A 10,657-nucleotide genomic window follows, 5' to 3' on the forward strand; every position below is an offset into this window, starting at 1 on the left:
AATACAACAATGTTCGACCCCATGACAGCTTAGATAACATTACGCCACGGGCGTTCCTGTTGAAATGTGGAAGACTCCCAGCCGCACAGGCCGACACCGAGTATCCCACATTCCAACAAGGGGGTTTACGATGATAATTATTACATTCGAGTGTAGCTACTCAGGGGAAGCTTACGCAGCGTTCCGAAAACCCGGATTTACAATTGGAAGGAATTTCCACGCTAATTGAATGGCATTTTAGATTTCAAGTCGCTAAATTTGATAACGATTACTCGAAAAAGGTTGGGTGTGAGATTAGGTGAATGAGATTTCCTATGATTCTCTTTTAAGTTGTAAACCAAGCATTTATAAGGGCTTTGTAATCCCTGCCGGGGCTACTATAGGATCTGATAATCAATACGTTACGCGATTACCACTACGCGTTTACAACGTTTTTACCACTACGGAAAGATTTTCTGCGAACTGATTGAAAGCCCATCGGTGGAAGGCGTGAGTCTTCCATTTTCGTTTACATCTTGCTACATTCAATCTATCACGTATTGAATGATCATTGTCGTTCAATCTCCACACCTCTACAGACTAACCCCCACAGCTATATGCCAACGACTTTAACCATTGTCAAGTACAAAAGAATTGAGGAAGCCGTTCTTGATGATTTTGCCAAAGTCAATTGGCTCGTGGGTAAAAATGGTAGTGGAAAGACAAGCGTCATAAACGCGATGTCACATCTCACCGATGGTGGAAATGCGAAGACATTTTGCATTGAAGGTAGTCACGTTGAATTTTCAAATGGGCAAAAGTCTCGGAGAATAAAATGGGAGCCAGCTAACATCAATCCTAATCACACATCTGATGAGGGTAATCTAAGCCTCGCGATCATGCAGACTAATTCCGGTGGGACTGAAATGGGAGCCAATAATGTAACCACTCAAGAATTTCGGTATCATGCATTGTATCCACAATCCCACGAATTCTTGAACGAGTCATCAAGAATTCTACAGATGAACATCACAGAGGCGAGGACGGCACAGCAACCTGCGTTTAGCTCGGCACCCACCAGAACAATCCTGCTTGATCCTGAAGGTCGGGAAGTTGATGCGCAATATTTTGCTAGTGGTCTCAAATCATTCAATTTCTTACGCTGGACATTAGAGTCCTTGAAGTCCGTAAAGCCTGAACTAGTTGATAATATCCTGTTGCTCTTGGAAGAACCAGAAAATAATCTGCATCCTGATCTGCAGAAGCAGATACCAAAATTTATCGAGACCACCATCGCCACATTGCCGACAGCCGTGCAAGAAAAGTTGATCTGCGTAATCTCAACTCATAGCCCATTTATTATCGGTGGAATATCAGACTACACATCCCACAAGATTTACCCGATGAGTGATGGGAAAATGATTGATCTCGATATGAATCCAATTGCAAGAAGTAGTGGTTTCCCAAGTCACAAATGCTCACAAATAATGGGGCAAATGTTGGGCGGTGACGTGACTGATTTGGGCTACCCTGAGAATTTTGTGTTGCTCGAAGAAGCCTCTATGCAAATAATCCTCGATACAGCAAAAGAGAAGGATTTGCTCAGGAACATCACATTCATTTCCGCATCTGGTGTAACTAACGCAGGCAAATTCACAGAGACCTTTAAAGAATTGAGCCGGATAAATACACTGCTTAAATGCAACCCGTTCTATGGTACTAGATACAAAGTCATCCTAGACAATAGGTCAGGTCTGCCGCGTGACCAGAAAGAAATAGTCGACAGAATTTCCAAACAAGTTTACAATCCATTAATTGAATTAAAGCGTGGAAGTATTGAAGAATACTATCCCAATTTAGACAATGCGATATATACACAATTCAATTCTGAATTCGCGACAGTAAAGGGAGACTACAAAGAAGAGGGCAAAACCAAAAGGAAGTTTGCTGAGATGATCGCTAATAAGATTAGCACTGCAGCAGATTTTTCCAAACTATTTGATAAGGAATTAAATTTTTTACTTCGCTGAAAATACCATTGATCATGAGTAAGTTTCGTGACGACATCCAAAAGATTATGAATGCTCCGGTTAACGTAATAAACAGAAACGTAATGGAGCTGATGTCAACAGAAAATTACATCACGTATACGAACACTATTTTTCCGGTAGACCGTGCGATCTACATATATGAATTTAATCACAGAGTTCTGACGGGATTATTTCAAACCAACAGGAGTGAATTCTACTTGGATGACAGTGCTTTTGCCAAGAGAAACGAAATTCTCAGCAACGGCATGGTATATATACACAACTATATTTCATCACAATTTTCGTTGCTCGACATTCTAAAAAAGCATGCAGAGCCATTGCCTTGGAAAAATGACCTACTTGCCGAATGGAAAAAGTTACATAAAATGAACCTCACGAAGTTTTTCAGCGATATGAGGAACAATATTCTCCATCAAACAAATTTTGGCCCTTCGCTGAGATTCGATTCCAAATGGGGGCACACAAAGATTGTATATCCGGTAGCCGAACTATTGAAGAGTGATCGATGGAACAACTCTAAGGGATATATTTCAACCCTTGGTGATTATGTGTTGCTTGAGGATTTGGTGGAAGAGTATCATGGGTACATGATGGATTTCCTGCACCGTTATCAAGCTATCCTTTATGATAGAAATGCTGTTGCTTTTAAACAAGTACTAACATCTTTACTTGATTTTGCTCATCAATACAAGGCGATTGGACAGCAGGGGTTCCTTCCAGCGTCAGAGGAATATATTGTCGCCAAGCTCAATTTCTACCCCAATAGTTAAAAAATGATACTCCCATCAATGTCCCATAAAGAGGTTACGAAGCACATTGTTTCGGAGATCACAAGCAATCAAAAAAGGATTGATACCAAAGTCAAGGATGTAGCTAAACAGATGTTGAAGGCCAGTAAGAAAGTTCATGCCTATCAACAAAAGATTGGTTCCAACACGCTTCTCACTGTCTATATCTACGGAATCGACAAGAAGGGAATTGACTACGCTGTTGGCTGTTGGTACCATTCCAGTGATGGTTATGTTTGGGTGACAAAGGGTGCCATCGGTGTGAACTTCTTCACTGCACATTTCTTCCATCGATACGCGCAACGTTGCTTAAAGAAGGAACTGACCGTATTGGAGACAGCGTTTGAATTTTACAAAGATTTCCGGATCAGCGCGACACAACTAACCAGAGACCTTGGTAACGGAATACTCAAAGCCCAACTTCCGCTGCATGGTGGATTGGCATTAGGTGAATGTGATAAGGTAAATCAATATGTGCTCTACCGAACTTTTGTATCTAAAGATGATCTTTTTCAGGATCAGGTTGAGGACATTGACGCAGACAGTGATCTGAACAAAGCGATCCAAAGTCTTGATTCAATCCACTATAAATTGATTATTGAGACCCTTAGATTGAATAGCTAATTTGTCAAGATATAGCTCAATCTTCTTTTTGGAAGCTAGCTGTGAACTGCAATAACCCCTTCAACCACTCTACAGACTTTTGAATTTTCTTTCGATCTAACTTCTTGTCTTGCAATGCTGTTTCTATTTCGACTACTGCGGGAATCATAATTTCCCTTGCCTTGGCAAGGTTCTCAACAGAGCTTCTTTTAATTCCCGCCATACCAACATTGTATTCAATTCTGTGAGAGATCGACAACACATCGTTCGCGAGGGAACGATATAGTTTTTCAAGTTGCCCTTCATTGGATAGCGAATCAGAAGCAATGTAATGTTTCCGCAGATACTTTTCGAGGCCATCAACGGTACTAAAACATTGGCTGAATGTAAACACACTACGAACATGCATGAATTTGTTCCTGATGGCCATGAAGTACATGAATTTTTGTCTCTCATCCTTTTCCAACGCACCGATGTCAATTAGTAGGCCAACCTTTGTATTGAATGATAATGCAGAATCCTTATTCGAAAGAGAAATTGAATTTGGTGCATCTATCTGTAAAAGCTCTGCAAGCAGCTTGTTGATTCGTTCTTCAAGAAAGAGAGAATTATCCAACACATCATCTCTCTTTCTTTTATACTCCATTTCTATTTCATACTCAGACATACAGTTTGTAAGTAACGCTATATAGTACGTGTATTAATATAGATAATAATATAGATAATAATATACTTAATAACTATACTGAATATAAATCACTAGATTATTGGGCATAGGTAGGACTCCCCTCGTACCGCACACATACTTGATGTATCTGATACTCTCCAACGTACTTGCATACATTGAATATAGGTTTGTCCCATCTCGTTCGTTCAATGACTGTATCACTGAGTTACCGGGCCTTGAATCTGTACGTAGTACAAGGTCACGCGCTACTAAGAATTTCGTACTTCCTTCACATCTACCCTTCGCGTTTTAGGAGTGGGTGCCTACCTATGATGGAGAATCCGAAGTGACTGACCATCTTCTTCCGTTTTGCCCTGACCATCAATTTTCAGATCACGTGACCACCCAATTTCGCTATCATTTGACCAGAAACGACTCTAGCAATCAAGGGGTTCGAAACCTTGGCGAAGTTTAAGTCCTCAAGTAACTTTAGCTGGTCACGTCCTCCTGAAACAAAGTGGTCAATGGGCTCGGAATCTCCACACACATCGCTTATCGTTCCTTTGGCCAGGTAGAACGTCAAATTAAACAACGATTCGGCATTCACCCTTCCATCAGTGCATGAAAAAGTATAAGGTCCAAAAGTTTGGGCGGTCGTAGTCAAATTAATGGATTGATTCCAGAAATCGGTACCATTCAAGCCACCCTGCAAGGCAGCATTAATCGTCCGAGCGGTCTGACCTTTGCCCATAAAGGTGATCTCATACGTTTTGCCCGCTTCAATTCTAACGTTTAAAGCCTGACGCAACTGTAGTGTCCAGCTCTCGTTGTTTGTATTCTTTACATCTACATACGCTGCATTGGTCCCTGACAATCCGGCGCCGGTAACAGCTGCCAGGGTCGTTCCACCATTGGTATGATTTGTTCCTGTATTATCAAAGAGCGTCCATTGTGTTGTGGTCAAATCGAATTCTGGGTTCAACACCATGTTGCCATCTGCAGGTTTAACGCTCACTGCGGCCTTCGCCGAAAAAAAACCATCGCTAGTCGACACTGTTATCAGCGCAGATCCCGCCGCTACGGCCGTCACTATCCCGCTTGTATTTACAGTTGCAATGGCGGTGTTGCTGGACGACCATGTCACAGCCTGGTTTGTTGCCTCCAGTGGCGTTATTGTTTTTGACAACTGGCCTGTCTGCCCAATGGTTAAAGTTATTCTGCCTGGGGCTATGTTAACCCCTTTCACAGGCTGGCCTCCCGAGCCTGGTCCGGTAAAATCTAGATAGTCTATATTGGCTATGCCTGTTCCTCCCTTAAAAAGCAGCACAACATTTTGTGAGCCTGTTGTTGTCGCAATAGGGATAGTGAACGACGTAAAGACAGCTGAATTTCCGGTGTTCGGTCCCTGTAATGTGCCGATCACCGTACCCGAAACACTGCCGATCCGCACCTCAATTCTTCCAATGCTCTGCGCAGCAGAACACTGAACTTTCAATGCCATGATGCCGGTGAGATTGATGGCATTGTATTGTGCCCAATCGGCATCATCGCAGCTGGTGAGACTGCCCGACGCCACCACCATTCCGTTTTGTGAAGAATAGGCTTCTGCTTCCTTATGTATGGAAATGCTTCCGGAAGGCGGTGCTTCTACTACACCCGTCTCTTCATTAGTGTGATCAAAGAGGTTTGCGTTGACGCGGACTGCCTCGTCGTAATACAAATATTTGGCCCGCTCAGCATTTGCTTGATCGGTTTCAATTGTTGCAAGGCTAGCGTCAGTTTCCGGCTTGTTTGTGAAAGTGACCCGGACGTTGCCTAAATGATCCTTCAGGTGATACTGGTACTCAGGAGAAGAAGTTTCAAGCTTCGATATTTCCATATCGTTAACAAAAATTGCTTCACCATTGAGGACTGTGTTCCACACCACGCCGGCCTGAAGCATTGAAGCTCCCGCCGGAATAGTGATCGTCTGCTCAATCCATGATTCTGCCTGGCCGGTGGAACTCAAAGGCAATACGGCACCTGGCCAGCTGGCATCAACTCCGTTTACTTTTATCAGTAGATATGCAGGATTACTGCTCGCTGCCGCCCCTTTGTCCCTATAACCCCTAATTCGGATTTTGTAGCGCTCGCCTGGGGAGACAGGAAAACTCCCACCAATTGGAAAGGTTCCAGTGCGTGATGTGGTTCCGTTGCTGACTACCTTAACGTAGTCTTCACCGGTCGGACCTGTTGGTGTTACCACGCTAAGGGTACAATTGACTCCTGTATACGCTGACACGCTGCCTGCTGAATTGGTGTAAATTAACTTAGCATTGGCCATCACCACTCTTCCCTCTGGATGATTAACAAATTGCAAAACATTATTTTCATACTGCAATCCAGGGCCATAGTCAGTTTGAATACTCTGCCCGCCATAGGTTGCATACTGATGTAGTTTGCGTCCGCAGGCGTCATAGACATAGTGTATAGAATTTCCTCCTTTGGTCACTATTTGGGGAAGATTCAAATAGTTGTACGCAATGACATTCGGGCTTAAAACCACTTCGGAACAGATTAACCAACTGCCAGACAAGGAGCTTAATGAACTATTCTATAAAGAGCCAGAGGCGATCGTGGATGATCGTCTTCTACCTCTTCAGGATTTTCTAAAGCAGCAGGAAAAGCGATTGCGTCAGCGTGGCGTTACCCTGCTACGCTTGTGGGACGAATATCATGCTCAATATCCTGATGGCTTTAGCAGAACTTCCTTTTATCATCATTACAACCTCTGGAAAAAACGTGTACATCCCAGCATGCACATGGCGCACAAGAAAGACACCGAGAACTGTGGGGAAGTTATGAGCTTTTCGGTGAGCAAGTTGCTGTTAAGGAATCAACTGCGTACATTAGTCATACGGATTGTTACAATTTGGTTTGATTTCATAGGTGGAAAAAAGGTGTATTCCAAAAAAACCGACCACCAAAATATTGACTCACAGATATTTATGATCGGAGTTCGATTCTCTCCGGGGCAGTAGAAGAATTTACCATGTCGGCCAATTCTTGGTCCCCATTCTGAGACAGCAATACTTGCGTTACAGCTAATTGAAATTCGCACAACTCCTTCTCCGTCTTTTCCATTCAACGCACGCTCCTTTGACGAAAGAAGCATTTAGGCAATAGCATTAACATAGAATTTATAAAAAGTGAGTTAACTGGTGACTCAATATTTTCGTCATGTCTAAAACATTGAAAGGCAGCAGAGTGGTTGCTGGGTTCAAATCCCGGATGGAGTACGGCAAACTTAAAGAGATTTTAGGTCGTGATTCCGCTGGGCTCAAAATCAGCTGATTGTCCCCGCCTCAACATGCATTCCGATGCCTGTCTGAGTTGTCAGGCCCACGTACAAAACCATAAGGCGGACCTAGCAGACCTGTAAATGCCGTAACCTGAGCAGTAGCCCTCTGATAAATTCAACCTTAGAGCGCCGTTCAGTTTGATAGCCCAGAAAACCTAGTTCAGTTTTAGAAAGATTGAACCATTTTTATGTACAGCTAATTCTTCACTCTCAACAATAAGTTCTGCGGTTGGGAGATATCGCTCTAGGATAGCATCGTCATTCAAACCAAGTGCCCTCCGGGCGATTTCTTTAGCGCGCTCCATGCCGTGAAAGTTTGAATCAAATGTTTTCTTGTCGTGACGCGTTTTATCGTCGTTCCAGGAGACTTGTTTATCCTTGCTGTGCGTATGCTTATTATGGGCAATATGAACATGTCTTTTCCCGTCCGGCGTATGAGGAGCGTCAACCCTCATTTTATAACCTTTCAAATGTGCATCTTTCCAAATGCCCTCGTTAACTAGTCCGGTAAATTTTAATTGTGCCGCTGGAATCTCTACGATAAAGTAAATTTCCAGTGTGCTCGAAACATCCATTACATCTATAAGCAAAAACTCTTGGAATCCAACCTCTATCATTTGACCGTAAAGACCAACATTAAAAGAACGCTGGTCAACAAGCTTTGGAATCGAATCAACAGTGAGGCCCCTGTCTGATTTAATTATACTCACGTGCTCGGAATAGTTCAATTCAGGCATTGTCGGTAACACGTCAAATTTTAAAACACGAAAGTGGAGGAGATTTCTGATACAACGCGAAAATCGTTGATTTACGTATTCGTTAATTTGATCCGCTTTGAAATTATCGACCACCCAGACAACTGAAGGTCTGTTTTTCAAAGTGTACTTTTCTATTAACGCTGTTTTGATCGTGATTGATATTAACTCAGCTTCCTCGAAATTTTGCGCCTCAATAAAAAGAGGAAACCAACAATAGTTATCCATCTCAGTTTTAAACTCATACTCTAGGAAGTACTTCATTTGTGCCGCATATTTAAGTTTTCATCAATTTTACTATTCGAGTGCTTATGAAGTAATGGTCCATCTTGAGGTCTATCCCTGATTACGTGGTGACTCCATCGCCAATAGGCGCGCGGAATCAGTCCAAAATGCTCCAAGTGTTCCTACTTCGGTAATCACGGCTGACACGCCTTCGTCCAATAGCTTGGACGTGTCAGACAGGAAATAATCCATTTTTGTCTTGCTGCAAAAAGCTGCTTCAACGATATAAAAAACTCCGGCTTGTAAATTACCTTCTTTCACAGCCGTAAAAAGGTCCGCGTTTTCTTTAGGGAATTTTAATTCGTAGCCTAATTCACCTTTTTCATTCTCCTTGAATGTAATCCAGTCGGGGTCCACCGTTTTTCGATGAATGAATATTACCCCGTCGCGACTTATTAGATCGAACAAATCATGTTTATTGAAATTAGCGTCATAATTTTTTCCGAGCCAGACACTTTGTTTTTCGACCCACTTACGAAACTCTAAATATTCAACTGGAATGTTGAGATTAGCTTTAAGCCATGAAGCAATTTCAGTCGACTTACCAAAGATTGAAAGCCGAACTTCCTTATCTTCCAATGGCCATGCCAGGGTCATGGCAATCGTAGGATTCTTATCCGCTAGTGAGTGAAGTATTGTAAGATAAGCCGTCACTGTTTTCTGAAGCTTATCGGATAGATTTGATTTACTATGAAGTATAGTGGGAAAGTTAATGCAGTTGTCGTGTGGGTTAATAAACTTGATATTCGCGGGAATCGTTAGATACTGACCAAGTCGTTTCAATGCTTTTTGGATTTCCAATGTATGAAACTCAACCACGTCGTATCGACCATCAACCATTGTTACTGAATCTGGGTTGATGATAATCCGGTCGTACGCAACGGCTACATCGGTCTGTTTATGATACGACAAGAATAGCCGTACTCCGTCAGTAGCTTCCATTTTGTAAGGCACCCATTCTTCGACAATCGACTTACTTTGAATCGGGTGATCTCCCACGAACAACTTTTCAAGTTCTTCCTTCAACCCGAAGTACTCATATGGAATGGGGTTTCCTTGATAGTAAAATGTGATCAGCGACTTCCAATCATTCAGTTTAAGTTCTCCATCTATGCGAAACAATTTGGTGTATAACGAGTTCTTACCTGCTTTATTCATTTCTTTTTCAAGACGCGTTATCATGCTTTCGGTATCATACATTCTAATGGCGCCATCAAAGTGTTCGAATGTTTTGTTTTCGACATCATAGATGGAATGAATGTACCTACAGCCGTAGCGATCGCTCTTGGCACCCTCGGTTGGATCATTTCGCAATTCTTCTGCTTCAAGAATTTTATTATTGGAATCATCCTTCCACCAGAATTGCATTCCGGATACCCCCGAGAACGTTTTTTGTTGTTCATCGCAATCGTAGTGGGTCACGCCAGGGCGTATCTTGTCAACGTCCTCGGAATACTGCGGACCCCAGGCGTATTCTAGTTCCTCCCGCTCGTGAAATGATGAGGCAACACCGATCAAGTTTTTATCCAATGCAATCCGAAGCTTAATGCCAGGCCTCCCGTGAAGTTTTATGAAATGATGCAGGAAGTCAAAGTGAAAGTTGTTGATGTGGGAAAGACTGCGCCGAAAATACTGGTGACAAAAAATTGAAACATCCCGGTTCCTGTCTTTGAATACACCTTGTCCCAAGTATTCAAAATCTCTCATTAACTCGTCCAAGAATGCTAAACCGTCGGAATCCGATATCGAGGCCAGGTGAGGATATACCTTAGTCAATATGCCCTCGTCTAGATATGCGGCGCATCCCAAACCTACATATCTACCATTCTCGGTCTGGTGATCTCCAATTAATTTTTCAAGGGCCTCCCGGTATGGTTCACACTCTTCGTGATACCGCCGCGCTACGGCAGCGCTGTAAGCCTTGTTGACTAAAGTCTGATCGTCATTTGTTTGTACGATCTGATACTCACCGATAAGCCTCGTCAATTTCGGCTCCATGTACAGAGCAAACGGAAAATTCCAACCAATTGGCTGCAGACCGTCGTGACCTAACAACGAAGGAATGCCTCTGATACAATTTTTATAGATTGCATCCTCCAAAGCTCCCACCGTAAACTTGATCCTTTTCCGATTTATTGCATCACTGTTAAGTACGGCTAAATTCGTGTACATAAGAGTTGCTTAAATAT

General features: G+C 42.7%; 8 protein-coding genes. 4 read left to right on the forward strand and 4 right to left on the reverse strand.

Translation table 11 applies throughout. From position 1 onward, the window contains the following. Nucleotides 1-596 precede the first annotated feature (596 nt). The 3 genes from JI741_RS26555 to JI741_RS26565 are packed head-to-tail and all read left to right on the forward strand — an operon-like array spanning nt 597 to nt 3,442. Nucleotides 597-2,009 (forward strand): AAA family ATPase, encoded by a 1,413-nt coding sequence (locus tag JI741_RS26555; RefSeq protein WP_202014765.1) that lies wholly within the window; start codon nt 597-599, stop codon nt 2,007-2,009. Nucleotides 2,010-2,023: 14 nt separating this feature from the next. Then, nucleotides 2,024-2,800, forward strand: a complete 777-nt coding sequence (locus JI741_RS26560) for a hypothetical protein (protein WP_202014767.1) — start codon at nt 2,024-2,026, stop codon at nt 2,798-2,800. A gap of 18 nt (nt 2,801-2,818) precedes the next feature. Next, nucleotides 2,819-3,442: a hypothetical protein gene (locus tag JI741_RS26565; RefSeq protein ID WP_202014769.1), complete on the forward strand. Its 624-nt coding sequence runs from the start codon at nt 2,819-2,821 to the stop codon at nt 3,440-3,442. A gap of 16 nt (nt 3,443-3,458) precedes the next feature. Here the strand turns inward: JI741_RS26565 and JI741_RS26570 are convergent, their stop codons facing one another. Next, nucleotides 3,459-4,088, reverse strand: a complete 630-nt coding sequence (locus JI741_RS26570) for a hypothetical protein (RefSeq protein WP_202014771.1) — start codon at nt 4,086-4,088, stop codon at nt 3,459-3,461. A gap of 388 nt (nt 4,089-4,476) precedes the next feature. Next, complete coding sequence (locus tag JI741_RS26575; RefSeq protein ID WP_202014773.1) at nt 4,477-6,597, reverse strand: carbohydrate-binding protein; 2,121 nt, start codon at nt 6,595-6,597, stop codon at nt 4,477-4,479. A 13-nt stretch (nt 6,598-6,610) separates the two neighbouring features. On the opposite strand from JI741_RS26575, the gene JI741_RS26580 reads away from it, so the two are divergent. Further along, nucleotides 6,611-7,108 carry a hypothetical protein gene (locus tag JI741_RS26580; protein WP_202014775.1) on the forward strand — a complete coding sequence of 166 codons (498 nt, stop codon included), beginning with the start codon at nt 6,611-6,613 and terminating at the stop codon, nt 7,106-7,108. Nucleotides 7,109-7,583: 475 nt separating this feature from the next. Here JI741_RS26580 and JI741_RS26585 read toward each other — a convergent pair whose 3' ends face one another. Next, nucleotides 7,584-8,447, reverse strand: a complete 864-nt coding sequence (locus JI741_RS26585) for a DUF6367 family protein (protein WP_202014777.1) — start codon at nt 8,445-8,447, stop codon at nt 7,584-7,586. Nucleotides 8,448-8,519: 72 nt separating this feature from the next. Beyond that, nucleotides 8,520-10,640: a hypothetical protein gene (locus JI741_RS26590; protein WP_202014779.1), complete on the reverse strand. Its 2,121-nt coding sequence runs from the start codon at nt 10,638-10,640 to the stop codon at nt 8,520-8,522. Nucleotides 10,641-10,657: the final 17 nt, after the last annotated feature.

Source organism: Chryseolinea lacunae (genome assembly GCF_016735595.1).
In the GTDB taxonomy this organism is placed as follows: Bacteria; Bacteroidota; Bacteroidia; order Cytophagales; family Cyclobacteriaceae; genus Chryseolinea; species Chryseolinea lacunae.

Coding starts and splice junctions, on each gene's coding strand:
- JI741_RS26585 (WP_202014777.1), bottom strand. CDS start 8,447: ATGAAGTACTTCCTAGAGTATGAGTTTAAAACTGAGATGGATAACTAT.
- JI741_RS26570 (WP_202014771.1), bottom strand. CDS start 4,088: ATGTCTGAGTATGAAATAGAAATGGAGTATAAAAGAAAGAGAGATGAT.
- JI741_RS26555 (WP_202014765.1), top strand. CDS start 597: ATGCCAACGACTTTAACCATTGTCAAGTACAAAAGAATTGAGGAAGCC.
- JI741_RS26565 (WP_202014769.1), top strand. CDS start 2,819: ATGTCCCATAAAGAGGTTACGAAGCACATTGTTTCGGAGATCACAAGC.
- JI741_RS26580 (WP_202014775.1), top strand. CDS start 6,611: ATGACATTCGGGCTTAAAACCACTTCGGAACAGATTAACCAACTGCCA.
- JI741_RS26560 (WP_202014767.1), top strand. CDS start 2,024: ATGAGTAAGTTTCGTGACGACATCCAAAAGATTATGAATGCTCCGGTT.
- JI741_RS26590 (WP_202014779.1), bottom strand. CDS start 10,640: ATGTACACGAATTTAGCCGTACTTAACAGTGATGCAATAAATCGGAAA.